This is a genomic window from Luteibacter sp. W1I16, from assembly GCF_050434905.1.
Lineage (GTDB): Bacteria > Pseudomonadota > Gammaproteobacteria > Xanthomonadales > Rhodanobacteraceae > Luteibacter.
Map to the genome: position 1 here is coordinate 2,665,649 of NZ_JBNDJJ010000001.1, position 26,874 is coordinate 2,692,522.

Annotated in this window: 26 protein-coding genes and 2 pseudogenes; 12 read left to right on the forward strand and 16 right to left on the reverse strand. The window is 65.3% G+C overall.

The window, feature by feature from the left end:
• Window positions 1–16 precede the first annotated feature (16 nt).
• Genes QFZ41_RS11710 through dhaL form a run of 5 tightly spaced genes read left to right on the forward strand, consistent with a single transcriptional unit; the run spans window position 17 to window position 4,624 of the window.
• Complete coding sequence (locus QFZ41_RS11710; RefSeq protein ID WP_429198937.1) at window positions 17–1,012, forward strand: substrate-binding domain-containing protein; 996 nt, start codon at window positions 17–19, stop codon at window positions 1,010–1,012.
• A gap of 2 nt (window positions 1,013–1,014) precedes the next feature.
• Window positions 1,015–1,782: an SDR family oxidoreductase gene (locus QFZ41_RS11715; RefSeq protein ID WP_429198938.1), complete on the forward strand. Its 768-nt coding sequence runs from the start codon at window positions 1,015–1,017 to the stop codon at window positions 1,780–1,782.
• Between the two features lie 28 nt (window positions 1,783–1,810).
• Window positions 1,811–2,926, forward strand: a complete 1,116-nt coding sequence (locus tag QFZ41_RS11720; protein WP_429198939.1) for an MDR/zinc-dependent alcohol dehydrogenase-like family protein — start codon at window positions 1,811–1,813, stop codon at window positions 2,924–2,926.
• Between the two features lie 43 nt (window positions 2,927–2,969).
• The gene (locus QFZ41_RS11725; protein ID WP_429198940.1) at window positions 2,970–3,971 is read left to right on the forward strand and encodes a dihydroxyacetone kinase subunit DhaK; all 1,002 of its coding nucleotides are present in this window, start codon (window positions 2,970–2,972) and stop codon (window positions 3,969–3,971) included.
• Entirely contained in the window at window positions 3,968–4,624 is a 657-nt protein-coding gene (gene dhaL, locus QFZ41_RS11730) for a dihydroxyacetone kinase subunit DhaL (RefSeq protein ID WP_429198941.1), read from the forward strand. Before QFZ41_RS11725 ends, dhaL begins: the two co-directional genes overlap by 4 nt.
• A gap of 316 nt (window positions 4,625–4,940) precedes the next feature.
• Here the strand turns inward: dhaL and QFZ41_RS11735 are convergent, their stop codons facing one another.
• The 4 genes from QFZ41_RS11735 to QFZ41_RS11750 all read right to left on the reverse strand — a co-directional run bounded on the left by QFZ41_RS11735 (window position 4,941) and on the right by QFZ41_RS11750 (window position 9,508).
• On the reverse strand, window positions 4,941–5,957 hold the full coding sequence (locus tag QFZ41_RS11735; RefSeq protein WP_429198942.1) for a Csu type fimbrial protein: 1,017 nt from the start codon (window positions 5,955–5,957) through the stop codon (window positions 4,941–4,943).
• Window positions 5,954–8,185: a fimbria/pilus outer membrane usher protein gene (locus QFZ41_RS11740; protein WP_429198943.1), complete on the reverse strand. Its 2,232-nt coding sequence runs from the start codon at window positions 8,183–8,185 to the stop codon at window positions 5,954–5,956. Before QFZ41_RS11740 ends, QFZ41_RS11735 begins: the two co-directional genes overlap by 4 nt.
• 76 nt (window positions 8,186–8,261) lie before the next feature.
• Window positions 8,262–8,957, reverse strand: coding sequence for a fimbrial biogenesis chaperone (locus tag QFZ41_RS11745; protein ID WP_429198944.1), 696 nt, complete (start codon window positions 8,955–8,957; stop codon window positions 8,262–8,264).
• A 41-nt stretch (window positions 8,958–8,998) separates the two neighbouring features.
• Complete coding sequence (locus tag QFZ41_RS11750; RefSeq protein WP_429198945.1) at window positions 8,999–9,508, reverse strand: Csu type fimbrial protein; 510 nt, start codon at window positions 9,506–9,508, stop codon at window positions 8,999–9,001.
• Between the two features lie 269 nt (window positions 9,509–9,777).
• Between QFZ41_RS11750 and QFZ41_RS11755 the strand changes: the two genes are divergently transcribed.
• Genes QFZ41_RS11755 through QFZ41_RS11775 form a run of 5 tightly spaced genes read left to right on the forward strand, consistent with a single transcriptional unit; the run spans window position 9,778 to window position 13,831 of the window.
• Window positions 9,778–10,179, forward strand: a complete 402-nt coding sequence (locus QFZ41_RS11755) for a hypothetical protein (protein WP_429198946.1) — start codon at window positions 9,778–9,780, stop codon at window positions 10,177–10,179.
• Window positions 10,176–10,370: a helix-turn-helix transcriptional regulator gene (locus QFZ41_RS11760; RefSeq protein ID WP_429198947.1), complete on the forward strand. Its 195-nt coding sequence runs from the start codon at window positions 10,176–10,178 to the stop codon at window positions 10,368–10,370. The genes QFZ41_RS11755 and QFZ41_RS11760 overlap by 4 nt, the downstream gene beginning before the upstream one ends.
• A gap of 4 nt (window positions 10,371–10,374) precedes the next feature.
• Window positions 10,375–11,928 (forward strand): alpha/beta hydrolase, encoded by a 1,554-nt coding sequence (locus QFZ41_RS11765; RefSeq protein WP_429198948.1) that lies wholly within the window; start codon window positions 10,375–10,377, stop codon window positions 11,926–11,928.
• Window positions 11,925–12,659, forward strand: a complete 735-nt coding sequence (locus QFZ41_RS11770) for an ATP-binding cassette domain-containing protein (RefSeq protein ID WP_429198949.1) — start codon at window positions 11,925–11,927, stop codon at window positions 12,657–12,659. The genes QFZ41_RS11765 and QFZ41_RS11770 overlap by 4 nt, the downstream gene beginning before the upstream one ends.
• Complete coding sequence (locus QFZ41_RS11775) at window positions 12,656–13,831, forward strand: ABC transporter permease (protein WP_429198950.1); 1,176 nt, start codon at window positions 12,656–12,658, stop codon at window positions 13,829–13,831. Before QFZ41_RS11770 ends, QFZ41_RS11775 begins: the two co-directional genes overlap by 4 nt.
• A 121-nt stretch (window positions 13,832–13,952) precedes the next feature.
• On the opposite strand, the gene QFZ41_RS11780 is transcribed toward QFZ41_RS11775, so the two are convergent.
• From QFZ41_RS11780 to QFZ41_RS11795, 4 genes and pseudogenes are all read right to left on the reverse strand, one after another.
• Complete coding sequence (locus QFZ41_RS11780) at window positions 13,953–16,064, reverse strand: TonB-dependent receptor family protein (protein ID WP_429198951.1); 2,112 nt, start codon at window positions 16,062–16,064, stop codon at window positions 13,953–13,955.
• 88 nt (window positions 16,065–16,152) lie between these two features.
• Window positions 16,153–16,524 (reverse strand): annotated as a pseudogene (locus tag QFZ41_RS11785) (XVIPCD domain-containing protein); the annotation flags it as partial.
• 15 nt (window positions 16,525–16,539) lie between these two features.
• Window positions 16,540–17,523 carry a peptidoglycan-binding domain-containing protein gene (locus tag QFZ41_RS11790; protein ID WP_429198952.1) on the reverse strand — a complete coding sequence of 328 codons (984 nt, stop codon included), beginning with the start codon at window positions 17,521–17,523 and terminating at the stop codon, window positions 16,540–16,542.
• A gap of 25 nt (window positions 17,524–17,548) precedes the next feature.
• Window positions 17,549–17,986: a lysozyme inhibitor LprI family protein gene (locus QFZ41_RS11795; RefSeq protein WP_429198953.1), complete on the reverse strand. Its 438-nt coding sequence runs from the start codon at window positions 17,984–17,986 to the stop codon at window positions 17,549–17,551.
• A gap of 242 nt (window positions 17,987–18,228) precedes the next feature.
• On the opposite strand from QFZ41_RS11795, the gene QFZ41_RS11800 reads away from it, so the two are divergent.
• Both QFZ41_RS11800 and QFZ41_RS11805 read left to right on the forward strand, forming a co-directional pair.
• Window positions 18,229–19,077 (forward strand): class I SAM-dependent methyltransferase, encoded by an 849-nt coding sequence (locus tag QFZ41_RS11800; RefSeq protein ID WP_429198954.1) that lies wholly within the window; start codon window positions 18,229–18,231, stop codon window positions 19,075–19,077.
• Between the two features lies 1 nt (window position 19,078).
• Complete coding sequence (locus tag QFZ41_RS11805) at window positions 19,079–19,627, forward strand: rRNA large subunit pseudouridine synthase E (RefSeq protein ID WP_429198955.1); 549 nt, start codon at window positions 19,079–19,081, stop codon at window positions 19,625–19,627.
• Window positions 19,628–19,854: 227 nt separating this feature from the next.
• Here QFZ41_RS11805 and dgoD read toward each other — a convergent pair whose 3' ends face one another.
• The 8 genes and pseudogenes from dgoD to QFZ41_RS11845 form a co-directional block, all read right to left on the reverse strand.
• The gene (gene dgoD, locus QFZ41_RS11810) at window positions 19,855–21,006 is read right to left on the reverse strand and encodes a galactonate dehydratase (RefSeq protein ID WP_429198956.1); all 1,152 of its coding nucleotides are present in this window, start codon (window positions 21,004–21,006) and stop codon (window positions 19,855–19,857) included.
• Window positions 21,007–21,008: 2 nt separating this feature from the next.
• Window positions 21,009–21,635 (reverse strand): 2-dehydro-3-deoxy-6-phosphogalactonate aldolase, encoded by a 627-nt coding sequence (locus tag QFZ41_RS11815; protein WP_429200223.1) that lies wholly within the window; start codon window positions 21,633–21,635, stop codon window positions 21,009–21,011.
• The gene (locus tag QFZ41_RS11820) at window positions 21,625–22,434 is read right to left on the reverse strand and encodes an SDR family oxidoreductase (protein ID WP_429198957.1); all 810 of its coding nucleotides are present in this window, start codon (window positions 22,432–22,434) and stop codon (window positions 21,625–21,627) included. The genes QFZ41_RS11815 and QFZ41_RS11820 overlap by 11 nt, the downstream gene beginning before the upstream one ends.
• Window positions 22,431–23,324, reverse strand: a complete 894-nt coding sequence (locus QFZ41_RS11825; RefSeq protein ID WP_429198958.1) for an SMP-30/gluconolactonase/LRE family protein — start codon at window positions 23,322–23,324, stop codon at window positions 22,431–22,433. Before QFZ41_RS11825 ends, QFZ41_RS11820 begins: the two co-directional genes overlap by 4 nt.
• Window positions 23,324–24,325 (reverse strand): L-arabinose ABC transporter permease AraH, encoded by a 1,002-nt coding sequence (gene araH / locus QFZ41_RS11830; protein WP_429198959.1) that lies wholly within the window; start codon window positions 24,323–24,325, stop codon window positions 23,324–23,326. Before araH ends, QFZ41_RS11825 begins: the two co-directional genes overlap by 1 nt.
• Window positions 24,326–24,328: 3 nt before the next feature.
• Entirely contained in the window at window positions 24,329–24,817 is a 489-nt protein-coding gene (locus tag QFZ41_RS11835; protein WP_429198960.1) for an ATP-binding cassette domain-containing protein, read from the reverse strand.
• Between the two features lie 64 nt (window positions 24,818–24,881).
• Window positions 24,882–25,856: pseudogene (locus QFZ41_RS11840) on the reverse strand (ATP-binding cassette domain-containing protein); the annotation flags it as partial.
• Between the two features lie 2 nt (window positions 25,857–25,858).
• Window positions 25,859–26,851 carry an arabinose ABC transporter substrate-binding protein gene (locus QFZ41_RS11845; protein WP_429198961.1) on the reverse strand — a complete coding sequence of 331 codons (993 nt, stop codon included), beginning with the start codon at window positions 26,849–26,851 and terminating at the stop codon, window positions 25,859–25,861.
• Between the last annotated feature and the right edge of the window lie 23 nt (window positions 26,852–26,874).

The following is a 26,874-nucleotide window of genomic DNA, read 5'->3' on the forward strand; positions in this document are numbered from 1 at the left end:
CCACGGAGAGAAACACATGAAATTGCGCAAGCTCCTCGTCTGCATGCTGGCCGCGAGCACCCTCATGGCGGGCGCCGTCGAAGCGAAGACCTACAAGATCGGTGCCGCCGTGTACGGCCTGAAGGGCCAGTTCATGCAGGCCTGGGTGAAATCGATCAAGGAACATCCCGCGGTGAAGGACGGCACGGTCCAGATCACCGTCTTCGACGGCAACTACGATGCCAACACGCAGAACAACCAGATCGAGACGATGATCACGCAGCACTACGACGCGATCATCTTCGTGCCGATCGACACCAAGGCCAGCGTGGGCGCCGTACGCCACGCGATGGCCGAGGACATTCCGGTGGTCGCCTCCAATACCAAGGTCGCCTCGGACAAGGTCGTCTACGTCGGCAACGACGACGTGGAAGGCGGCCGGCTCCAGGCGGCGGCGCTCGCGAAGCAGATCGGTGGCAAGGGCAACGTCGTCATCATCCAGGGCCCGATCGGGCAGTCGGCGCAGATCGATCGCGAGAAGGGCGAGCTGGAGGTGCTGGCGAAGAACCCGGGCATCAAGATCATCGAGAAGAAGACGGCCAACTGGGACCGCGCCCAGGCACTGAGCCTCACGGAGGATTGGCTGAACGCGCATCCCAAGCAGATTGCCGGCATCGTCTCGCAGAACGACGACATGGCGCTCGGCGCGCTCCAGGCCCTGAAATCGCACGGCGTCTCGCCCAAGGATGTGCCCATCACCTCGATCGACGGCATGCCTGACGCGATCAAGGCGGCGCAGGCCGGTGAGATCACCACCTTCCTGCAGGACGCCCAGGCGCAGTCGCAAGGCGCGCTCGACGTGACGCTGGCCAAGCTCATCGGCGACAGCTACAAGCCGCGGTCGGTGATCTGGCAGCGCTACGGCAACCAGGTGAAGTGGGCCGACGGCAAGGCAGCCAGTTACATCCTGCCCTGGGTGCCGGTCACCCCGCAGAACGCGGACTCGTTGTACAAGCAGGTGACGGGCGGCTGATCATGAGCTCATTCTGGAACGACGCATTCGACCTCGGCGGCCAGGTGGCCGTCGTCACCGGCGGTGGCGCGGGCATCGGTTTCGCCTGCGCCGAACTGCTCGCCTCGCGCGGCGCCTCGGTGGCGCTGCTCGACCTGCGGCCGGACGTGGCGGATATCGCCGCCACGCTCCCGGGCGACGCGGGAAAGCACATCGGCGTCACGCTCGACGTACGCGACCTCGCCCAGGTAAACGCCGCCGTTGACACCGTTATGAAGCGTTTCGAGCGCATCGATCACCTCGTCAACAGCGCCGGTGTGGCCATCCTCGACAAGGCCGTGGACGTGACCGAGGCTGGCTGGGACACGACCATGGACGTGAACCTGAAGGCCTCGTTCTTCGTGGCCCAGGCCGTGGCGAAGCCGATGATGGCGGCGGGCCGCGGGCGCATCGTGAACCTCGCCTCGCAAGCGGCCGTGGTCGCGCTCGATCGCCACGTGGCTTATTGCGCCAGCAAGGCGGCCATCGTCGGCATGACCAAGGTGCTGGCCATCGAATGGGCCGCGTCGGGGATCACCGTCAACGCCGTATCGCCCACCGTGGTCGAGACCGAGCTGGGCAAGAAGGCCTGGGCCGGGGAAGTCGGCGAACGGGCGAAGAAGCAGATTCCCATGGGGCGTTTCGCCCAGCCCGCCGAGATCGCCGCGATGGTGCTCTACCTCCTTTCCGACGCGGCCGCGATGATCACCGGCGAGAACGTGGTGATCGACGGCGGCTACACCGTCCAGTAATTCCTTTCGCAGAACACGCAGGCGACCCATGTCCACTGTCATCGAACCCAGCGAAACGCGCGCCACCCCATCTATCCCCAAGACCATGCAGGCCGTGGTCTGCTACGCACCCGAGGATTACCGCCTCGAGGAAGTGCCCGTTCCCACGCCCGGCCCCGACGAGATCCTGACCAAGGTGGAACTGGTCGGCATCTGCATGGGCGACATCAAGACCTATCGTGGCGCGCCATCGTTCTGGGGCGACGACGAACAGCCGCGTTACGTGAAACCGCCGATGATTCCCGGCCACGAGTTCGTCTGCCGTGTCGTCGCGCTGGGGCCGGGTGCGGAGAAACGTGGCGTCGCCGTCGGCGACCGTGTGATCTCCGAGCAGATCGTGCCGTGCTGGGGCTGCCGCTTCTGCAACCATGGCCAGTACTGGATGTGCCAGAAGCACGATCTCTACGGCTTCCAGAACAACGTGCAAGGTGCCATGGCGGAGTACATGATCTTCACCAGGGAGGGCATCGTGCACAAGGTGCCCGACGAGATCCCGCCCGACGAGGCGATCCTGATCGAACCACTGGCGTGCTCGCTGCACGCGGCCGATCGTGCGGACGTGGGTTTCGACGACATCGTCGTCGTGGCCGGCGCCGGCACGCTCGGCCTCGGCATCATCGGCGCGGTGCGCCTGCGCAACCCGAAGAAGCTCATCGTGCTGGACATGAAGCCCGAGCGTGCGGCACTGGCGTTGCGGATGGGTGCGGACGAGGTATGGAACCCGGGCCAGGAAGACGTGGTGGCGAAGATCAAGGCGATCACGGGCGGCTACGGTTGCGACATCTATATCGAGGCGACCGGCCACCACCGGGCCGTGAACCAGGGCATGGCGATGCTGCGCAAGCTCGGCCGCTTCGTCGAGTTCAGCGTGTTCAACGACGAGGCCACGGTCGACTGGTCGATCATCGGTGACCGCAAGGAACTGGACGTGCTCGGCTCGCACCTGGGGCCATACATGTATCCACGCGCCATCGACTTCATCGGACAGCGCAAGATCGACGTGCGCGATATCGTCACCCATAAGTTCCCGCTGGCGAAGTTCGCCGAAGCTTTCGCGGTGATGGAACGCGGCGAACATTCGCTGAAAGTCGTACTCGAACCCTGAGTTGCTTAGGCGCACACCCCATGATTTGTCAGGAATCACGTTAATGAACCGAGTGATCAACGACCCAGAGAAGGTCGTCGAGGATATGGTGCGCGGCATCGTCGCCGCGCATCCCGAGATGGTGCTGGATAGCGCGAATCCGCGCGTGATCGGTGTCGCCACGAAGAAACCCGAAGGCTCCGTCGGCCTGGTCACCGGCGGCGGCTCCGGCCACGAACCCGCCTTCCTCGGCTATGTCGGACCGGGCCTGCTGGATGCCGTCGCCATCGGCGAGGTCTTCTCGTCGCCCACGGCGAAGAGCTTCCTCGACGCCTTCAAGACCGCGGACCGTGGAGCGGGCGTGGCCTGCCTCTACGGCAACTACGCCGGCGACAACATGAACGTGAAGATGGCGGTGAAGATGGCCGCCGCCCAGGGCATCACGGTGAAAACCGTGGTCGCCAACGACGATGTCGCCTCCGCGCCGAAGACCGAACGTGAAAAGCGTCGCGGCGTGGCCGGCGAGATCGTCATGTGGAAATGCGGCGGCGCCCGCGCCGCCTTGGGTGGCAGTCTCGATGAGGTGATCGCCACGGCGCAGAAGGCGATCGATGCCACCCGGTCGGTGGGCATCGGGCTTTCCGCCTGCACCATCCCCGCTGCCGGCAAGGCCAACTTCCATATCGCCGATGGTGAGATGGAGGTCGGTATCGGACACCACGGCGAGCATGGCGTGCAGGTAACGAAGACGGTGTCGTCCAGGGACATGGCGAAGATGATGCTGGACATCATCCTTCCCGACTTCCCCCTGGCAAAGGGCGACGAAGTGTCGGTCCTCGTCTCGGGCCTCGGTGCCACGCCCTTGATGGAGCAGTACATCTTCTATGCCGATGTCGCCGAGCAACTCGAAGCCGCCGGTGTCACCGTCGCCTTCCGCTTCGTCGGCAACCTGTTCACCTCGCTGGAGATGAACGGCATCACGCTGACGCTGACCCGTCTCGACGATGAACTGAAGACCTGCCTCGCCCATCCCTGTTCGAGCATCGGCCTGAAGGTGCTGGCATGACCACCGTCGTTTCGCTTCCGCTTTCCGACGGTCGTTTCATCGTCGATGGCCTCGTCGGGACGATCCGCACCAACCGCGATCAACTTTCCGAGATCGATGCCGCCACGGGCGATGGCGATCACGGCATCAACATGGCCAAGGGCTTCGCCCTGTGCGCGGAACGCATGGATGCCGAGGACGTGCGTGGCGCGGGCGAGGCGTTCGAAGCCCTGACGATGGCCTTGATGGATGACATCGGTGGATCGATGGGTCCCCTCTACGGCAGCTTCTTCCTGGAATTCCAGCTCGCCTTCACGGGGCGCGACACGCTGGACGCGGCGCTGTTCGGGCAGGCGCTTGCGGCGGGCGTAGCGTCGGTCCAGGAGTTGGGCAGCGCGAAGGTGGGCGACAAGACCTTGATGGACACGCTGGTGCCGGCCGAGGCCGCGTATCGCGAGACGCTGGCCAAGAGTGGCGATTTCATCGAGGCCCTGGCCGCGATGTCGGCGGCGGCGGAGCAGGGCAAGGATTCGACGAAGGACATGCAGGCCAGGATCGGTCGCGCGGCGCGACTGGGTGAACGCTCCGTCGGCACCGTCGACGCAGGCGCGACCTCATGCTTCCTGATTCTCAAGTCGATGGCGGATTCGATCACAGGTCGCCTCGCTCAATGAGGTTTTTGGATGGCCTAGCACGGCCCGCAGGAACTGCAAGGTTGCAAGGCTACAGGTGGCAAGATTGAAGGTTGAAGGTTGAAGGTTTTAAGGTGGAAAGGTTGCAAGTTTGCAAGAACCTGGTGGGAAGCCGCTTAAGCGGCGATGGGTGCTTGCCTCGGGCTGGCCCGCTGCCGCGGGATCGCCGCTTAAGCGGCTTCCCACCAGCCTCTCGACAAGTCCCGGTTCCCCAACAAGTCCCAGCCCCTCAACAACTCCAGCCCTCAACAAGTCCCAGTCCCTCAACAAGTCCCAGCCCCTCAACAACTCCAGCCCCTCAATAAGTCACCGTCACCTTCACCACATCACTGTAAACGCCAGCACCGACGGCCGGCTGCACCGGCAGGCGGCCATACACCGTCAGTGTCTGCTCCGCGCCGGAACCGGTTCCCGTCGCCGTATCGACATTCAGCGACTCTCCCCAACGCAGCGTGCGCGGGCTGTCACGGTAAAGCTCGTAGTTCACGAAGCCAGCCCCGGACGTCATTCGTCTCGTCGTCCCGGAGGCGTTCTGTCCGTTGTCCAGCCCTACCTGGTACGCCGCACGATGGGTGCAGGTCATGCGCAGCAACGAGGTCTGGTCGGTGTTCGTCTGCAGTAACCCCGACACACTGCCGAAGTTTAGATCGCTCGCGGTGGCGATGGTGCACAGGTTCGATACCGATGCCGTCACCGTCGAGGACGGCCCGGCCGCGTTCGCGCCACCACCGCCGCCACTCTGGCAACTCGCCGGATACGTGCCGAGACTGAGCAGCACCTCGTTGTAGCGATACGCGAGGCCGTTCGCGTTCAACCCTCCGGCAAGGGTCCCGCTGTACGTGCCGCTCGACAGCGTCGACTGGCCGGCGGGCACCCGTCCGTAGACGGTGACCGATCCGGTGCGTGTCTGTGGGTTCGACAGGATGGTGAAGGTCAGCTGGAAGGTCAGCGGCGTGTACGTCGCGTTTCCGATCGGTCCCCACACATTGCTGCGCGGCGAATCCTTGTACAGCTGGTACTGCATCCGGTCGCTGTTGCCGTTGATGACGGTGCGAGGCGAGACGTTGCCGAGGTCGTCCGGCGCGAGTCCGATGCACCCGGTGACGTAGACGCCGTAGAGACCGCCGAGCAGGCCGCCGCTGTACGTGCAGCTGTAGCTGATGGTGGCTGAGCCATCGACGGTGCCGGAGGTAGGGTCAACGGGGCCGAAGGCGAGCGTGGTGATACCCGTGATCGTGCAGGTGGTCGTGGCTTCCGCGCGTGGCACCGCCAACAGTGCGGTCAGCGCGATGACGATGACGGCAAGCCACCTCACGGCGGAATGGTCCGGCAGACCAGTGGACCAAGATCGGGAAGGCTGTGCGCGTGCGATGGATAGCCGAGCGTCGCCTTGCAGTGCCCACCGCCCTGTAGCTCGGCTTCCAGCACGGTATCGCCTTCCAGGTCGTCGAGATAGACCATGCCGTCGTAGCCGACGATGGCGCTTCCACCGTCACCCGTCGCGACCGTCGTGCCCAAGGGCAAAGGCGAACCGGATTCATCGACCAGCGTCGCCAGCGCGGCGCGCACCCGCTTCACGGGGAACCGCACCATCACCCCGGAGCGGTCCGCGGGCGCGATCGTCGCTTCGACGCGTTGTACGCGGTCGTCGGCGGGGAGGTCGAGCGGATCGATGGCGAGGCGGTTGTCCTGGTAGGCGTTCAGGCGCGAGACCAGCAGCAATCCACGGCTGTCGGTCACGCCGGTGCGGCGATTCTCGAGCAACACCGGTACGTCCGCTGCGCCTTCGGTCGTCACGAGGGCGAAGGCATCGTCGATACGACGGGCGGTGAACACGTGCCCGCCCATCAGCACGATCGCTCCGTTGGCATCGGCATAGCCGTACGAGGACGTACCGACATCGCTGGCACCCACGGTGAGCTGGCCACGATTGCCGAGCCAACCCACCTCGCCCAGGCCGCCCGCGTCCGCGCCCGAACGTCCTTGCACGTGCCATCCGAAACCGCCGTCTCCGTCGACGGCACGGCTGGCGTCGACCACGCCGAAGGTCTGCTCGCGATCGCGCTGCATGGATGCGCTCAAGGTGGCGTGGAGGTCCAGCGCGATGGTCACGCCGATGAAGAAACTGCGATCCGATGCATCGTCGAGGTTACGGTTGTAGCTGGCGCTCAACGATACGCCGCGACCGACGTTGCGCAGCGCGAACAGGCCGGCGTATCGCGAGATGGGTTGTCCGCTGTAGCGGAGCCGGACGAGGTTGGCGCCGAAACTGGATTCACGCACGTTGAAGCCGATGAGCGCGCGGTCGCTGACGCGCGGCGGGGGCGAGCCGTAGCCCGCGGCCACATCGCGGTAACGAGCGTCGCCACGCAACGTGTCGATCGACGCATTCATATAGTGTCCATTCCATGCGTAGCCGAATCCATACTGCCTGCTGCCGCCTCGGGACAGGGACAGTGACGCATTCACGACGTGCGCCACCACGGGATTCCACACGCCGCCCGCGCCCGCGGTGCCGCGCCCGTCGCCCCCTTCGGCGTGCGACTCGACGGTGAGCGTGTCGGTGACGCCATGCCTCCACGTGGCGCTGCCGACCGGCGCGTCGCCATACGAGAAGGAGTCGATGCCATAGGCGCGGCGTACCGTGCCGAGTTCCACCGACCAGTCGTCCAGGCCTTCGCGCAGCAGTTGCCTCGCGGCATAGAAGGGAAAGGTGACCGTGCTGCTGCGGCCGAGCGCGTCCGTGAGCACTACTTGTGCCTGTCCGGCCTGGTCGATGCCGGGAACGGCGGTGAGTTGGAACGGGCCGGCCGGCACCTTGCCGCTGTACTGGCGGATACCGTCGACATAAAGCTCCACCGACGATGGCGCCGTGGCCTCGCCGAAGAACTGGGGCAGGGGCGTCGTGACGCGATAGGGTTGGGTGGCGAAATCCGTGCCGTAGGCGATTCCGCCGATGCGCGTGGCCCGCGTCCAGGCCAGGTAGCCGGTGAAGGTGTCGCCGATGGTCAGCGCCTGTGCACGATCGGGGAACGAAAGCCGCCACTGGGTATCCAGCCGTACGGAATCTCCACGCCATCCCACGCCGTGGGATTGGTAGCGACGGGTCAACGAGGTGGTGCTGAGCACGCCCAGGCCTTCGCTGAAGCCACGCAATTCCGTGAGCCCGCTGATGTTGCCTTCACCACCGCCGTGCGCGGCGTAGATGTCGTAGTTGAGCACGACTCCGGTCCCGCTGGTGGCGCGCAATGCGGGGCGTTCCTGTCGATTGAGGATATGCGTGGGCAGGTGCAGGCGTTCGTTCGGTACCTGGATGTCCACGCGTTGCAGGCGCACGTCGTAGGTATAACGAAGACCTTCGATATCCGGCAGGCAACGTTCGCCGCCACCGGACGGCAGGATGAAACCCAGCCCGCGCAAGTCGCCGGCCAGAGCGCATAGCATTTCCCCGCGGTGGATGAAGTGCACGAGCTTCTCCGTCGACGAGCCGTTGAGCACCACTTCGAGATAGAGGTCTTCTCCCGTGGTTCGGACGCGCGGCATCACCGTGGGCGGAGGAGGGACGGGGCCCGGTTCGTTGGACAAGGCGTGGCTGTCGCCGGAGTCGAGCGCCAGGACACTAAGGGCCCCTAGGGTCAGCGACCAACGTCGATTCGGACGCCTCACCGTTGATCCTCGCGCGCAATACACCGCCCCTCGGCACGTCCGTCGGAAGATTCCAGCGCATCGTCGAATCCGGCAGGGCATAGCCGACCAGCCCGGACAGGAGCACGTCGCGCCGGTCCTCCGGACCCTGCCAGGTCACGTCCGCGATTTGCGCATGGCCGGTTCCGCTGTTGTGTACGCGCAGGCGCGTACCCGCCGCCGTTTCTTCCCACGTGGTTTCCAGCGCCGCCTTCGTCGGTGGATCGCCTGCGGGAGCGAGGAACACGGGGATGGAATAACGCAGGACGAAGGTCAGGCCGCCCCTGGTATCCATGCCCACCGGCAGTTCGTCGACCAGAATGCGATAGGCGGATTCCACGTCGCCTGCCGGTGGCGTCGCCTGCCGGATCACGCGCACGAGCTGGCGATCCCCCGCCTCGATGGCCACCATCGGTGGACTCACCACGAGGTCGCGCGACGGCGCCAGGACATCCTCGCCGTTCACCTGCGTCCAACGGAATACGCGCACCTGGGCCTGGATCGGATCGTTGCCCGTGTTCGTCAGCCACAGTGCCTCGGCCGATGTCTTCGCCGCGAGGCGAAGGCCGATGGGAGTCACCTGCAATCCACTGCCCGACGCCACCGGCGTCACGATGGCCGCGATGGCCATCGCGGCAGCCTTCGCCACGCGGAGCGGCCATGGGCACACCGTCAGTACGTGATCGTGGCGGTGATGACGTCGGTGTAGCTGCCGGCGGTGAAGTTGGTGCTCGGCACGCGGCCGTAGACGGGGATGTTCTGCACGCTGCCGTTCCCGGTGCCCGCGTAGACGTTGCCCCCCGCGCCGGTGGTGCTGCCCCAGATGTCGGCCGCGGTGCGCGTGGCGTTGCGGTAGAGCTGGTAAGGCACCAGGGCCGAGCCGTTGCTCATCTTGCGCGAGTTGGCATCGGTGCCGTTCTGGCCATTGTCCAACGCGATCGTGTAAGGCGCGCTGGGCGTGCAGTTCACGTTGAGCGCGCCCTGGTTGTCGACATTCGTCGCCGTGGAAGGCTGGCTGCCGAAGTTCACGTCCGTGGGCGCCGTGGTGGAAATGTCGCACGCGGCGGTGATGGTGACGCGCACGTTGAAGGTGGTCGTGGCGGTGGCGGCATGGGAAGGAGCATGGACCGCGCCGAGGACGATGGCGGCGGTGACGGCGAAAAGGCGGATGGCAGGCTGCATGGCGTGTCTCCCTGATTGACGGAGCGGTCTGGCCGATCGGCGCGGGCACGTCCGTCGGATGCGAGGATCGGGGAAAGGCGTACGCGCCGGTGTGCATTTACGGCCCGCGTGCCGTATCGGCCTATCGATGCCGAAAGGGCGCAGCGAGGGGGTGTAAAGGCTGCTTGACATTCTCGCGGTGTCTGGATCATGCTGGTGTCAAGCGTACTTGACACCTCGCGGTCACGACCGGCCGTCCCTTTTCATCCAGCGCACCAAGGGAGTCGCGGATGCGTCCCGTGCACAAGCGTTACCTGCGTGAGTTCTTCCCGGCGATGCTGGCCTACGTGATCCTGCTCTTCGTTTCGGTCGCCTGGCTGAAGACGCTCGAGGGCACCGCGGCGCGCACGCTGGTCACCTTGCTGCCCGTATTGCCGATCGCCTTCGTCATTCGCGCGATGGTGCGCGTGATCCGCGACCAGGACGAATTCGAGCGCCGTATCGACCTGGAGTCCATCGCCATCGCCGGCGGCATCGGCGCCTTCGGCTTCTTCACCTACGGCATGTTGCTCAACGCGCGGGTGATCGCCGCGCCGCCCGCCGAGGCGGTGGCGATCTGGGTGTTGCCGGTGCTGATGGGCTGCTTCGGCGTGGTCAAGTGCGCCGTCCGACTGTATTACCGTGCCCGATGAACAACCGCGTGCGTGAACTGCGAACGGCACTGGGATGGTCGCAGGCCGATCTCGGCGAGAAACTCGACGTGTCCCGGCAGACGGTGAACGCGGTGGAAACGGGGAAGTACGATCCCAGCCTGCCGCTCGCCTTCAAGATCGCGAAGCTGTTCCAACTGCCCATCGAATCCATCTTCACCCCGGGGGAATGAGCGTATGAAACGAGCGCCACGCATCGCCGTCGTCATCGCGATCGTCGCCGCCGTCCTCTCGGGACGGCAATGGATGCATCACCGGACGGAAAAACCCGTGGCGGAGGCGCCCGCCGCGACCCGCCCCGCGCCTCCGCGGGTGTGGAAGCTCGGCTCGCTGGAACTGAAGCCGTGCGAACTGCCGCAGCCGCATTCGGGCTTGTCGACGGCGGCGTGGTGCACGCCTTTCCAGGTGCCGGAGGATCGCGCGAAACCCGGCGGCCGCAAGATCGCCTTACGCCTGGCGATCGTCCGCAGCAGCGCGCAGGTGCCGGCCCCCGACATGGTCGCGTTCATCGCCGGTGGCCCGGGGCAATCCGCAGCCGAGAGCTATCCGGCGATCGCTTCGGCGATGGCGCCGCTGCTGGCGCACCGCAACCTGCTCCTGCTCGACCAGCGCGGTACCGGCGGATCGCATCCGTTGAGCTGCCGCGAAGACGAGCCGGGCGTGCCCGGTGGCGCGGAGGAAACGCACGGCTTCGACGCCGAGGCCGTGCGCAAGGAAACCCGCCATTGCCTGGAGCAGCTCTCGAAGGACGCCGACGTGCGCTTCTACACGACCACGGATGCCGTGGCGGATCTCGAAGATGTGCGCCGCGCGCTCGGCTCCCCGAAGTTCGATCTGTTCGGCGTCTCGTATGGCACGCGCGTGGCCCAGCAGTATGCGATGCGGCACCCGGACGGCTTGCGCACCTTGATCCTCGACGGCATCGCCCCGAACTCGCTCGTGCTCGGCGAGGATTTCGCGGTCAACCTGGACGCCGCGCTGAAAGCCCAGTTCGCCCGTTGCGAAGCCGACGAGGCCTGCCGCGCGCGTTTCAGCGATCCCTACCAGACGCTCTACCAACTGCGCGACGCGCTGCGCGCCAACCCGCACAAGGTGAGCTTCCGCGATCCGCAGAACTACGCTTCCGTGCAGCGCGTGCTCAGCGAAGTCTCGCTGGCCACCGTCGTGCGCATGTTCGCCTACTCGCCCGAAACCGCCGCCTTGTTGCCGTTGTCGATCGATGCCGCCGCACGCGGCGACGTGGGCCCGCTGCTTGGCCAGGCGAAACTGCTCACGGGTGACCTCGGCGACACGATGGATGGTGGCATGCAGTACTCCGTGATTTGTTCCGAAGACGCCGACCTGTTGCAGCCCCGTCCACAGGACAAGGACACGATCCTCGGCGACACGCTGATCGAAGCCTTTCGCGCTGCCTGTTCGGTCTGGCCCCATGGCACGCGTGCGGCGGACTTCCACGAGCCTCTGAAGAGTGACGTGCCCGCCTTGCTGATGTCGGGCGAGTTCGATCCGGTGACGCCGCCACGTTATGGCGAGGAGGTGCTGAAGGGCCTGCCGAACGGACGCCACCTCGTGCTGAAGGGACAGGGGCACAACGTGGTCGCGCGCGGCTGCATGCCACGCCTGCTCGACCGTTTCATCGACAAGGCGGATGCGAAGGGCCTCGATACGTCGTGCCTGGATCGCCTGAAACCCTTGCCCGTGTTCGTCGGATTCAACGGAGCCACCCCATGATCGAGGTCAAGGATCTGCACAAGGCCTTCGGCGAGGTGCGCGCCGTGAACGGCGTGAGCTTCACCGCGCGCGATGGCGAGATTACTGGTCTGCTCGGCCCCAATGGCGCGGGCAAGACCACCACGCTGCGCATGCTCTACACCTTGATGACGCCGGATTCAGGCCAGGTATTGGTCGATGGCGTGGACGCCGCGGTCGATCCGCTTGCCGTGCGCCGCCAGCTCGGTGTGCTTCCCGATGCGCGTGGACTCTACAAGCGCCTGACGGCGACGGAGAACATCGACTACTTCGGCCGCTTGCACGACATGGAACCCGGCCTGCTCCGCCAGCGTCGCGAAGCGCTGATCGATGCGCTGGATATGCGTGACATCGCCACGCGGCGCACCGAGGGCTTCTCACAAGGGCAACGGGTCAAGACCGCCATCGCCCGCGCCCTGGTGCACGATCCACGCAACGTGTTGCTCGACGAGCCGACCAACGGGCTCGACGTGATGGCGACGCGCGCCATGCGCCGCTTCATGCGCCAATTGAAGGACGAGGGGCGTTGCGTGCTTTTTTCCAGCCACATCATGCAAGAGGTGGCGGCACTGTGCGATCGCATTGTCGTCATCGCTCACGGGCGGGTCGTCGCCGACGAATCGCCCTCCGCCCTGCTCACGCAAACCGGTGAATCCACCCTCGAGGACGCTTTCGTGAAGATCATCGGTACCGACGAAGGGCTTGCCGCATGAGCGCGTTCACCGCTGTCTACTGGAAGGAAGTGCGGGAGAACCTCCGCGATCGCCGCACGCTGATCAATGCCTTGATCACCGGTCCCTTGCTGGGGCCAGTCATGTTCATCATGTTGATGAATGTGATGGTCAACCGCGAACTGGCAAAGTCCGACCGGCCGATATCCGTGCCGGTGATCGGTGCGGATGTCGCGCCGAACCTCGTGGCCGCGTTGAAGGGCGCAGGCATCGATGCGGCGCCGGCCGTGACGGATCCGGAAAACGCGGTGCGCGAGCAGCGCGCTGATATCGTGCTGCGCATCTCTCCTGAATACGCCAGGGCGTGGAGCAAGGGCGAGGCCGTGCAGGTGGAGTTGATCTACGACTCGTCGCGCCGCGATGCATCCACCCCGGTGGCGCGCGTGCGCGGCGTGGTCGAGTCGTACGGCAAGCGGGAGGGCGCGATGCGCCTGATCGCGCGCGGTCTGTCACCGACCACGGCATGGCCGGTGCAGGTGGCCGACAGGGACCAGGCCACGTCGCAATCGCGCTCGGCATTGATGTTCTCGTTCCTGCCGTATTTCTTCGTGCTCACGGTATTCCTCGGGGGGATGTACCTGGCGATCGACCTCACCGCCGGCGAGCGCGAGCGGCAATCGTTGGAGCCACTGTTCGTGAATCCCGTGGCGCGCTGGAAGATCCTGGCGGGGAAGCTTGCGGCGATCTGTACTTTTTCGCTGGTGAGTTTGTTGCTCAGCGTGGCGGCTTTCGCCACGGCACCCTTGTTCATCCCCGTGGAGAAGCTGGGCATCGCGCTGGACCTCGGGTTGCGGTTCGGTTCGCAGGTGGTGTTGCTGATGCTGCCCCTGATCGTGCTGCTGGCGGCGTTGCAGTCGCTCGTGTCAGCGTTCGCCAAGAGCTACCGCGAGGCACAGACCTACCTGTCGGTGCTGATGATCATCCCCGTTTTACCCAGCGCCCTGCTTTCGGTGATTCCCGTGCGCGCCGAACCGTGGATGTATGCGGTGCCGCTGCTTGGGCAGAACCTGGGCATCGTGCAGTTGCTGCGTGGTGACGGGGTGCCCGGGTGGCAGTTCGGGCTGTGCCTGGCCGGCGGTTTCGCGGCGGCGGTGTTGGCGGTATGGGCCACGGCGTGGCTATACCGGTCGGAGCGCCTCGCGATTTCCGGCTGAGAGCATCGCCGACAGGGTCGGCTCCCACCAGTCCGCCGCAACCCGGTGGGAACCGACTGTACTCTGGTAGGAGCCGACCCTGCTCTGGTGGGAGCCGACCCTGTCGGCGATTCACGGTGCCTCACCGCCACCGCACATCCACTCCCACCAGGAACGTCCGTCCCGGCGCCGGCTCGTAATAGCGCCCGTTCCCATCGTTGACGATCACGGATCCGATCACATGCCGGTCGGCCAGGTTGTCCACTCGTGCAAAGGTATTCACACGCCACGGTCCTTCGTCGAATACATACCCGCCGGATAAACCGAACAGCGCATACCCCGGCGCCGATTCCGTGCCCAGGTCGTTCACCGACGTCGCGCCCATGGCATTCATGTCCAGCCCCGCCTGCCAGCCGCGCTCACCGCCGTATTTCAGCGCTGCATAGCTCGTCGAACGCGGCACCCCCGGAATACGCGTACCGGCCTGCACCGGTGTATCCGGGGCGGGACAGCCCGCAGCCACGCAAGTGAGGAAGGGCGTGCGGAAGCTAGCCTGCAAGTGCGTATACGACGCGACGAAACGCAGGTTCCGAGCCAGGCCGGCACTGAACGACGCCTCGATCCCCTGCCGCCGCGACCGCGCGATGTTCTGATACGTCGTGCGGCCACCGAGATTGGTCGCTACCGCCAGTTCGTCATCGCTGTCCGCGCGGAACACGGCGAGCCCCGCCTCGATGTCGTTGGCCGGACGCAACTTCAGACCCAGCTCCGCGTTGTGCGAGCGCGAGGGCTTGAGGTCGAAGGCGAGCCCGGCGCCGCGATCGGCACGGTAGCCGAGTTCCGAAAACGTCGGCGTCTCGAAGCCGCGGCCCCAGTTCGCGTACACGTGCATCCACGGTGCCGCTCGCCAGAGCACGCCGAACACGGGCGTGGTCGCGCTGTATTTCACCGTGCCGCTGTCGTCGGGATTACCCGGTGCGATGTAGCGATCGGTCGAGCGAAAGCGAACTTCGCTGTGGCGGACGCCACCCATCAAGCTCCAGTCGTCTGCTATGCGCCACGTTGCCTGGGCGTACTGATCGAAGTCGAAGACCCGGTCGATCTCGTCACGGCGCTTGTCGCCGCGGACACCGAGCGTGCCGCCGACGAAATTGTTGTAGCCCTGGCGGTGTTGTTCCTGGTTGTCGTACGCCACGCCCGCGGCCAGTTCGAACGGCCGTCCGGCCAGCGTGTCGCGCCAGGTCCAGCGCACGTCGCCGCCGCCGTATTCGTTGTCGAGGTCTACGACGCCACCGGAGTTTCCCCGCTGAGAGACTTGTGTCGCGACCGGAATCGACAGGTATTGCTCGACGCCGCGCTGGCCGTAGTAGCCCATCACGCGCAGGCTGTTGGCTTCGTCGATACGCTGGTCGTAGATCAGGCCCGCTTGCTGCTGGTCGGCCGATTTGCGGGTGTCGAAGGTGTTCGCGACAGCGGCGACCTGGCGTGGATCGCTCTGGTACTGCGCTCGCGTGAGGCCCAGGGGATCCTGCGCGTCGGGAACATCCAGCGTGTTGAGCACGAGGGTGAGCTTAGCGTCATCGTCGATCTTCCAGCCGATCTTGGCATTGCCCGACTCGCGCCGCGCGGCGCTGTGGTCGCGATAGCCGCCGGTACGGAAGTGGGTGAAGTCGACGTTGTAGTCGACCGGTCCGTCCACGCCGCGCGCGTTCACCGACGTGCGGAAATTACCGTTGCTGCCGCCTGCGATGCCGAAGCGCAGTTCCGGTGGCTCGGTGCCATCGGCGGTGAAAAGTTGCACCACGCCACCCGACGCATTCCCGTAGAGGGCGGAGAAGGGCCCACGCAATACCTCGACCCGGTCCGCCGAGTCGAGATTGAAGTGAGACACCTGGCCCTGGCCGTCCGGCATGCTCGCCGGAATCCCATCGGTGTAAAGCCGCACCCCACGGATACCGAAAGTGGAACGCGCTCCGAAGCCACGGATCGATACCTGGGCGTCCTGCGCATAATTCTGCCGGTCACGGGCGACGATGCCGGGAATCGCCTGCACGCGCTCGGACAGGTTCACGTCGAGCGATCCGTCCGGTGGCGTGGCGACCACGTCGATGGCGGCGGGGATGTCGTAGGGCGACTGCGCGGTGCGGGTAGCGGTGACCACGACGGGCGCGAGCTGCGCGTCCTGGGCGGCCACGGCGGAGGCCAGTGCGATGAGGATGCCGCCCGCCAGCGGGCGGAGTTGGGGAGGGCGCATGCGGGGTTCCCTGGGGGTGGAGCGTGGAGGATGCCGAAGGGATTGTATGCATAAGCTCAAGATCTGCATCCCCTTCGTCGACCTCCATCTATAGCCTCAGCACCGGTCCTTTTGCAGCCTGCGCCTGATTCTCGGTCTGGGCTCGCTCCTGACTCTGCTGCTGGCTCTGCGTACGCTCTTGCTCATGCCCTTGAAATTGCTGCATGGCATCTGGCCACCTTGCCGCACTTTGCTCCATCGGGGTGGTTGCTTTTGCGGTCGGCACCTTGGTGCTGAGGTCGAACACATGGTCTCTCCGTCCTGGTGGCGTCTGTATCGCCCACAGGGCATTGCCGTCCTTGGACAGAGCGATCTGGTCCACTCGGTGAAGACCATCGGCTCGCGCCTGGACTGTCAGCGCAGAGGCGATGCTGTCGGTGTAATGATCCGGAGACCGTCCAAGGGTCCGGTCGAGCTCAACGACATGAGTTCGAACCTAGTTGAAAAAGGCATGATCCGGATGAGAAGGATCATCCAGCCGGCAGATGAGGGAGGACACCCGATTTGCATCGTGCCGCTCAACGGCCAGCTGTCGGGTATTCACTTGATCGTCCAAGTGATGCATTGTCAGTGCGCCCACCGAACCGGTACCGGGAAGGCCTACGGATTGCTGAAATGTCCGAACTGCGGATTGGGTGGAGGGCCCAAAATCACCATCGGGCACGATGCGTCCACCGTTCGCATTGAGGATTCCCAGATTTTGAAGCTTGTCCTGAACCTCCACGATTCGCGCCGGGGATGACCCGCGTTGCACGGGAGATGCCTCGCGCCAGTCCGCGCTGGTCTCCGCAAAGGTGCCGATACCACCTGTCTCGGATAGACGTATCAGTGCCTTTTCTTCCGAACGTATCCGGGTCTCCACGCCTTCACGAACCTCAGGTCGGGACGATCGAAAATCATCGTGCACGTGAATGAGCTTGGACTGCTGCACTGCCCTGATGACATCCGCGTCGCTGAGTTGCGATATGTCCACGTTCTCACCGTAGGACTCATGGAGGCCCCTCTCGATAAGCGCAGGAGTGCGCCGTCGATACTGTACCGACGTGCTCCATACCAGATCTTGGAATGCTGGCCCTCGGCTTTCGACGTCGATACCGCGTTTCGACAACGCATCGACAACCGGATCCATGTGGGTTTTCTTGATGAACTGGTGCTGATCTTCACCGAAATCCGTATGATCAGCGGCGACTTTCTTCCAAGCTACGTTAAATGCATCGCTGCCAGGCTTCAGGCCTTTGAAGTCAGCGGAATATCGTGATGCTTGGGCAAACTCATGCGCTGTGCCCGTAGCGCTCGAGAGTTGATAGATGCCGTACGAAACGCCGCCATGATCTCCTAATCCACGCGATATCGTGTCCGCGTCACCCTGACTTTCAAAAAGGGACGCCGTGTCCCCAACTCTCCAGTTGTTTCTGTCCATGTTTTTCCTTGTCCTGATGTTCCATCTACTTCTTGAGCCGCATCTCCAACTCCGCGGCGCGGCGCGCGGTCTCGGTCACTTCGCAGTCGGCAGCGACGATCTGATCTGTCGTACCGGAATCCTCGTGTAACGCACAGCGTTGCTTCTTGTCCGCGAGCCATTTCCGTTCTTCGTTTCGCAACGATGTCTTTTCCGTGCCCTCCATGCGCGACATGAGCGTCTTGTATGCCACATTCAGGCGCTCGTTCTGAAAGGTGAACTCGTCGTACGCGCAACGGAGCACGGCAGCTGTCGTCGTGCCGCCGCCACTAACGCAAGCGTCATATGCCGGCCGTAGCGATATCTCCGATGACGCTTTGGATTGCCTCGCCGGTGGAGGCTGCATTGCAGCTACGGGAATTGCGATGCAGAGAAGGGTCAGGCAAGAAATCAGGGGCGTGAGGTGTCGATACGCCGAGGCCATCAATGGGATGCCGCGCTGATGAGGTCCATGCCGTCAATCTCCTGAGGGGCTCGTCCCGAGTCTACTCATCAATCGCGGGGATGAGCAAGCAGTGCATTGATTTTATTGTGAAACATGAGAACTAACTCAGTGATATAGCGGTCGGCGTCGCGGTGGAATTGTCCGGTGATCTCAAGGCCGCTGAAGCGCTCCCACACACGTGCTAGCCTTCCCGCCCACGTCCCCTACCTTCCGGTGCCGCCATGAAGAAGCTCGCTTTCGCCTGTGTTGGACTGCTCGGTCTCGCGTTCGCGCACACCGGCCTCGCCGCCGATACGGACCAGCCGGCCCGGGCGACGCCGCCCGCCAGTGCCAGCCAGCTCACCGCCGCCGAACTGGACAAGGCGATCGCCGGCAGCTGGCGTTCGCCGGAGAACAAGGCGCGCGATGCATACCGGCATCCGCGCGAGATGCTGACCTTTTTCGGCATCCGCCCGGACATGACCGTGATCGAGATCTGGCCGTCGGGTGGCTGGTTCACCGAGATCCTCGCTCCCTTCCTTCATGACAACGGCCATTACATCGGCGCGGTCGAAAAAGGTTCGAAGAGCACGGCGGCCTTGCAGAAGAAGTTCTCCTTCGCGCCGGCGCAGTATGGCAACGCGAAGATCGTGGAGTTCAACCACAAGGCCCCCGTGCTCGGCGCACCGGGTTCGGCCGACATGGTGCTGACCTTCCGCAACGTGCACAACTGGGCGGCCGACGGCAGCGCCGAAGCGATGTTCAAGTCCTTCTTCACCGTGCTCAAGCCCGGTGGCGTGCTCGGCGTGGAAGATCATCGCGCGGATGCGGGCAAGAAGCTCGACGAGGTCGTGAACTCCGGCTACCTGCCGACCGACTACGTGATCAAGCTGGCGACCGACGCGGGTTTCAAGCTCGACGCACAGAGCGAGGTCAACGCGAATCCGAAGGACGACCACAACCATCCTAAGGGCGTGTGGACGTTGCCGCCGACGCTGGAGATGGGTGAGACGGACAAGGCCAAGTGGCAGGCCATCGGTGAGTCCGACCGCATGACCCTGCGCTTCGTGAAACCCGCCACCGCCAAGTAAGGTGCTGGTCGCGTTGAACAAGCCCTACGGGGTGCTTTGCCAGTTCACCGACGAAGCCGGCCGGCGCACGCTGGCCGACTTCGTGCCGCAGACGGGCGTGTACGCGGCGGGGCGGCTGGACCACGACAGTGAAGGCTTGCTGCTACTTACCGACGACGGCAAGTTGCAGCACCGGCTGGCCGATCCGAAGCACAAGCAGCCGAAGACTTATGTGGTGCAGGTGGAAGGCGTGCCGACCGAGGACGCGCTCGAACGGCTGCGGCGCGGTGTGGTGCTCAAGGATGGGCCGACGTTGCCGGCGGTAGTCGAAGCCATCGACGAGCCGGATTGGTTGTGGCCTCGCGATCCGCCGGTGCGCTTTCGCAAGACGGTGCCTGATGCGTGGCTGCGCGTGGTACTGCGCGAGGGACGCAATCGTCAGGTGCGAAGAATGACCGCCGCCGTGGGGCTGCCGACGTTGCGGCTGGTGCGCGAGGCGGTAGGGGATTATCGGCTGGATGGATTGGGGGTGGGGCAGGTGCGGGTGATTGATTCGCGGGCGGTTCGCTAAAGTAGGCATCGCCGCTGAAGCGGCTCCCACAAAGAGCATCGCTAACTGGGGCGGATTCCACCAGAGCATCGCCGACAGGGTCGGCTCCCACCAGGTTGCCGCAGACAGGTGGGAGCCGACCCTGTCGGCGATGCTCTTTGTGGGAGCCGCTTCAGCGGCGATCCCGCGGCAGCAGGCAAGGCCCCGGCCCTCCCGCTACTCAGTGCCCCATCACCACTCCGCCGCCATCACCACTCCGCCACCGACCCGTCGGGATGCCGCCATAGCGGATTCCGCCAGTCGGCGACTTCCCGGCTGCGCTCGATCAGCAATTCCTCGTTCACTTCGATGCCCAGGCCCGGCCCGCTGAACGGCAACGCATAGCCACCATCGTCCAGCGTGAGCGCGTCCTTGTTGAGGACGTAATCGAGCACTTCGCCGCCCTTGTTGTAGTGGATGCCGATGCTCTGTTCCTGCAGCGTGGCGTTCCAGCTGACGAAGTCCACGTGCAGGCACGAGGCGAGCGCGATCGGTCCCAGCGGGCAATGCGGCGCCAGGGCCACGTCGTACGCCTCGGCCATCGCGGCGATCTTCACGCATTCGGTGATGCCGCCGGCATGCGAGAGATCCGGTTGCAGGATCGAGATACCGCCGCGTTCCAGCACGCTCTTGAATTCGAAACGCGAATACATGCGTTCGCCCGCGGCGATGGGAATCGAGGTCTGCGCAGCGATGCGGGGGTAGTACTCGGCTTGTTCGGCGAGCACCGGTTCCTCGATGAACAAGGGGCGGAATGGTTCCAGTTCCTTGACCAGCACCTTGGCCATGGGCGCGGATACCCGGCCATGGAAGTCGAGGCCGAATTCGATCGTGTTGCCGAAAGCCTCGCGGATCTCGGCCACGCGCGCCACGGCCGCGTCCACTGCCTTGCTCGAACCGATGATGCCCATTTCCTCGCACCCGTTCATCTTGAACGTGTCGAAGCCATGGGCCATGCGTTCGCGGATCTGCGCGATGACATCGGCGGGGCGATCGCCGCCCACCCAGCAATACGTCTTCATGCGATCGCGCACACGGCCGCCGAGCAGTTCGTACACCGGCGCATTCAGCACCTTGCCCTTGATGTCCCAGAGGGCCTGGTCGATGCCGGCGATGGCGCTCATGAAGACGGCGCCGCCGCGGTAGAAGCCGCCACGGTACATCGCTTGCCAGAGGTCGTTGATGCGGGCCGGGTCCTTGCCGATGACGTACTCGGAAAGTTCGTGCACCGCCGCCTCGACGGTGCGCGCACGGCCTTCCACCACGGGCTCGCCCCAACCGACGACGCCTTCGTCGGTTTCCATCTTGAGGAACATCCAGCGTGGCGGGACGCGATACGTGGTGATCTTGGTGATCTTCATGCTCAGACCGAACGATAGGCTTTGACGAAGGCGTTCGCGCGCTCACGCGTCCGCGACACGGGTTGCCCCGCTTTATACAGGTCGCCGCCCAATCCCGCACCGATGCACCCCGCGTCGAGGAACTGGCCGATGTTCTCCGGCGTGACGCCACCCACGGCCAGCAACGGCAGGTCGGGTGGCAGCACGGCGCGAATGGCCTTCACGTAGCCCGGGCCCCATTGCACGGCGGGAAACAACTTCAGCGACTGCGCGCCCGCGGCGATGGCCGTGAACGCTTCGCTCGGCGTACTGAAGCCGATGGAGGTGTACATCCCGCGTTCGCGGCCGCGGCGGATCACCGCCGGGTCGGTGTTGGGCGTCACCAGCAGGTGCCCGCCCAGGTCGGCCACGGCATCGACCGCATCGGGGGTCAACACGGTGCCCGCGCCGACCAGTGCCCGGGTACCGGCGACTTCCAGCGCCATGGGGATGCTGCGTTGCCAGTCGGGCGAATTGAGCGGCACCTCGATGGCGTCGAATCCCGCGTCGAGCAGGGCCTCGACGTGGCCGACGATCTCGTCCGGGGTGATGCCGCGAAGAATGGCGATGAGGGGGAGCGCAGTCGGCCAGGCCATGGGTTCACTCGTGATAGAGCTGGGAACGGCCGCCGTCGACGCGGATGTCGGCGGCGTTGATATAGCGTGCTTCGTCGGAAGCGAGGAACAACGCAGTATAGGCAATCTCCTCCGGCTCACCGATGCGCCTGTTGGGCAGGATCTCGGTCTGCCGGCGACGTTCCGCCTCGGGATCGGGCGCGGCGGCGAAGCCGGCCTCGGCGATGGCGGTCAGTACCAGGCCTGGGGAAATCGAGTTCACGCGGATGCCGTGCGCGGCGTACTCGATGCCCAGCGCCTTGGTCAGTCCGATCAGTCCATGCTTCGCCACGGGATAGGGGAAGCAATGCGGGACGATCTTATGTCCGTGCACCGAGGCGATGTTGACGATGCTGCCGCGACCAAGGCCGAGCATGCCCGGCAATACGGCCTTCGCGCAGTTCCAGGCGCCCTTGAGGTCGACCTCGAAACAGCGCGTCCATTCGTCGTCGCTCAGCGAGAGCGGGTCGTTGAAGACGTTGATGCCGGCGTTGTTGACGAGGACGTCGGGTGCGCCGAAGCGTTCCGTCGCCGCGTCGACCATGCGCCGTACCGCCGTCGTATCGGTCACGTCGGCTTCGAACAACATGGCGTCGTCGGTATCGAGGGACGCCAGCGTGGTGCGCGCCTGCGCATTGTCCTGGATCACGTTGAGCACGATCTTCGCGCCGTGGGCGGCGAACAGCGTGGCCGTCGCGGCGCCGATGCCCTGCGTGGCACCGGTGACGATCGCCACCTTGCCGGCGAGTCGCGGCAACGGCGTGGTGCGCGGATCGGCCCTCGTCGTGCCGGTCATGCGTCCGATCCGTGACCGTAACGCGCCTCGGGCAAGCCGCTACCGCGCGGGGGCGTGCCGATGAAGATCGCGCCGTTCGTGGGTTCGTCGGCGACCACGGTGTCCTTCAAGCCCTTATGCGCCGAGGTGACCACCATGCGGTCGAGCGCGGTGCCAGCGAACGTCACGCAACTGGGCTGGCGCGCAGGCAGGTCGATCGTCGCGTCCACGCGGCCATCGGGTGCGTAGCGCAGCACGCGGCCCCCGCCCCACTGCGCGTTCCAGAGGAAGCCTTCGGCGTCGACGGTCGAGCCATCCGGTTCGACGCCCGCTTCCAGTTGGGCGAACACACGAATCCGGTCGATATCGCCGGTCGCGGCATCGTAGTCGCAGGCCATGATCTGTGCCGTGGGCGAGTCGGTGAAGTACATCGTTTCGCCATCCGGGCTGAAGCAGATGCTGTTGGTGATGGCCGCCTTCGGCAGGGCCAGCCGGTCGAGCTTGCCGTCGTGCGTGTAGCGCCAGAACGAGGCCACCTTTTCCGGGCCACGCTCGTTGAGGGTGCCGAAGATGAAGTTGCCGCCGCGGTCGCAGCGGCCGTCGTTGGTACGCGTGCCGGGCAGGTCGGGCTCGACGTCCTCGAGCACGTGCAAGGTGCCGTCTCGGGTGTCGTAGCGGGCGAGTTGTTTCTCCAGCGCGAGCAGGAGCACGCCCGGTTGGTGGGTGAGGGCGAAGCAGCAAAGGCGCGCCGGGAGTTTCCAGTCCTTCACGACGCCCGTGGCCGGGTCGTACGAGAACAGCTGCGACGTGGCGATGTCGGTCCAGCGGACCAGGCCTGCCATGTCGTCCCAGATCACGCCCTCGGCGTGGGCCTGGCGGTGCGAGGAAAGCGGTTTGAAGGTGTCGGTCATCAGCGGGATTGCCTGCGGTTCTTGAGCTGGTCCACGAGCACGGCGATCAGCAGGATCGCACCGCGGACCAGGTACTGGTAGAAGGCGTCGATGTTCATGAGGCTCATCGCATTCTGCACGGTGCCCATGATGAGGACGCCAACGAGCACGCCGCTGATGCTCGCACGGCCGCCCATCAGGGAGACGCCGCCCAGCACGCACGCGGAGATGACGTTGAGCTCGAAGCCCTCGCCCGCGTTGGGCTGGCCACTGGTCATGCGCGAGGCGAGGATGATGCCGGCCAGCGCGGCGACCAGGCCCTGGATGAGGAAGATCGCGATGCGCACGCGATCCACCGCCACGCCGGCGAGGCGCGCGGCATCGGGGTTGCCGCCGATGGCCAGGGTGTTGCGGCCATAGATCGTCTTGTTGAGCAGCACGCCGAACACGACGAAGCAGGCCAGGGTGACCCATACCGGCACCGGCAGGCTGAGGAATTCGGCGCTGCCCAGGGTGAAGAACGCTTCGCTGGTGACGCCCACGGCCTGACCGTGCGAGGCGATGAAGGCCAGCCCACGCACGATCTCCATGGTGGCCAGCGTGGTGATCAACGCGTTGATCTTGAGCTTGGCGATGACCGCGCCGTTGACGAAGCCGACCAGCGCACCCGCGACCAGACTCGCGCCGATGCCGATCACCACGCTGCCCGTGGCGTTGGAGACGATCGCGCAGAACACGCCCGCGAAGGCCACGGTCGAACCCACCGAGAGGTCGAAGTCGCGCGATGCCAGGCAGAACATCATGGTGCAGGCGACCATGCCGATCTGCGAGACGGACAGGGCCAGGCCGACCACGTTGTCCCATGAGAAGAAGTACTGCACGGTCATGCTGAGCACGGCGAACAAGACGACGAAGATGCCGATCAGGCTGTAGTCGTCGACGATCTGCCAGAGCAGGGCACGGCGGCGTCCCTCGGGCGTCTCGCGGGTCGCGGCGATGGCGGCGGCGTTGGACTCGGTCATGGGTCAGGCGTTCCTTATCGGGGTGGATCCCGCGCTTTCGGGCAGGGCGGCGGCGAGGACGTTCTGTTCGTTCGCCGAGGCGCGGTCGAACTGGGCGGTGATGCGGCCACGGCACATGGTGACGACACGGTCGGAGACCCCGAGTACCTCGGGCAACTCGCTGGAGATCATCACCACGGCCACGCCACGCGCCGCCAGTTCATAGAGCACGTTGTAGATCTCGTTCTTCGCGCCGACGTCGATGCCGCGGGTGGGCTCGTCGACGATCAGCACGCGCAGGTCCTTCTCGGCCAGCCAGCGCGAGAGCACCGCTTTCTGCTGGTTGCCGCCGGACAGCAGGCGGATTTCCTGCCGGCGGTGCGGAGTGCGGATGCGCAGGCGCTCGATATAGCTGTCGGCGGTCCTGGCTTCGTGACGGTCGTTGACGAAGAGGCCGGCGGTCAGATGGTTTCGCCGCGCGCTGATGTTGATGTTCTCCGACACCGAGCGCACGCCGATGATGCCGTCTTCCTTGCGGTCTTCCGGGCAGAACACCAAGGCCGTGCCGGATGGCGTCGCGGATGTGCGAGCCCTTGATGCTCTGTCCATCCACGCGGACGTCTCCGGCGGTGCGGCGGTCGGCCCCGTAGACCACGCGCATGACCTCGGAGCGGCCGGCGCCGACGAGGCCGAAGAAGCCGACGATTTCGCCGGCACGCACCTCGAAGCTCACCGGCAGCGGCACCGCACGGCCGGTCACGTTCTTCACCGAGAGGCGCACGTCGCGGTGCTCGCGCGGCTGGTAGCCGAAGATGTCGCTGATCTCGCGGCCGACCATGCGCTGCACGAGAGCATCGCGGGTGACGCCCTCCAGCGTGTCGAAATCGGCGACCTTGCGCCCGTCGCGAAAGATCGTCGCGGCATCGCAGAGTTCGAAGATCTCGTCGAGGCGGTGCGAGATGTAGATCATCGCCTTGCCTTGCGCGCGAAGGTCGCGCACGAGGCGGAAGAGTACGTCGGTCTCGCGATGCGACAACGAGCTGGTGGGTTCGTCCAGGGCGAGGATCTTCGCGTCGCGCAGGATCGCCTTGACGATCTCCACCATCTGCCGCTGGCCGATGGAAAGCTGCTTCAGCTTCGCGCGGGGATCGAGGTCCACGCCGAGCGCCTCGAGGCGCTCGCGGGTCCAGGCCAGCGCACGGCGGCGATCGACCAGGCCGAAGCGCGTGGGCAGGCGGCCGAGCAGGAGGTTCTCCATGACCGAAAGCTCCGACACGTACTGGAGTTCCTGGTGGATCACCGCCACGCCCGCGTCGATGGCATCGGCGGCCTTGCGGAAGTGCTGCACGTGTCCGTCGATCGCGACTTCCCCCTCGTCGGGGATGTACTCCCCGCCGAGGATCTTCATCATGGTCGACTTGCCCGCGCCGTTTTCGCCGAGCAGGCCGTGCACGCTGCCGGCGCGCACGGCGAAGCCGACATCGCTGAGCGCGCGCACGCCGGGGAAGGTCTTCCCGATGTGGCGGAACTCGAGGCGCGGGGCATCCGTCATCGTCAAAGCCCCATGTCCTTGCGGATCTCCGCGGCGTTGGCGCGGGTGATGAGCTGGCCGGTGGTGAAGGTGAGCTGCGGCGGTGTCTTGCCGTTCTTGATCCACTCGTACATGTTCACCGAGGTCTCATAGCCGTGGCGCTTCGGGCTGATCAGCACGCTGCCGAAAAAGCCCGTCGGCTGTGCCTTGGCGAATTCGTTGAGCGCCGACTTGCTGCCACCGATACCCACGCCGATCATGTTGTCGGCACGGAAGTTGCGGCCTTCCGCCGCGCGCACGGCACCGAGCACGGCTTCGTCGTTGAGGCCGAAGGCGATCCAGTGCTTGTACTTGGGGTTCTGCGTGATGGCGATATTCGCCGCGTTGAAGGCGTTCTCGGTATCGGTCTTCGCCTGCGGCGCGTTGACGACGTTGGCCTTCGGGAAACCGGCCGCGGTGAGCGCGGCGATGGCGCCGTCGGTGCGTTCCTTCGCCGTCGGCAGCTGGTCGTAGGAGATGCGCAGGGCACCGGTTTCTTCCGGCTTCCAGCCACGCTTCTTCATCTCCGCGGCGATCGCTTCACCGACCTGCTCGCCGATCTTCGACGCCGAGATGCCCATGTGCGGCACCGATTCGATCGGCTTGCCGGAGCCGTCGACGAGGCGGTCGTCCACCGTCATCAACTTGAGCTTGTCGATCCTGGCCTTGGCCACGATCGAGGGTCCGAGCTTCACGTCGGGCGTGCAGATGATGAAGCCCTGGGCGTGCTGCGACTTCAGGTTATCGATGGCGGTCAGCACCTGGCCGCCGTCCGGCGCACCGATCTTCACCAGGGTGAAGCCCTTCTCCTTCGCCGCCTGTTCGGCGTACTTCCATTCGTCCTGGAACCAGGGTTCCTCGGGCTGCTTCACCACGAAGCCGATCTTCACCGGATCGTCGGCGGCGAAAGCGGGCGCGGCGGTCACGGCCAGCGCCAGGGCGAGGGCGCGGAGGCCCAGGGCGATCTTCGTCTTCATGCGTTCCCTCCTCGGGTGATTCG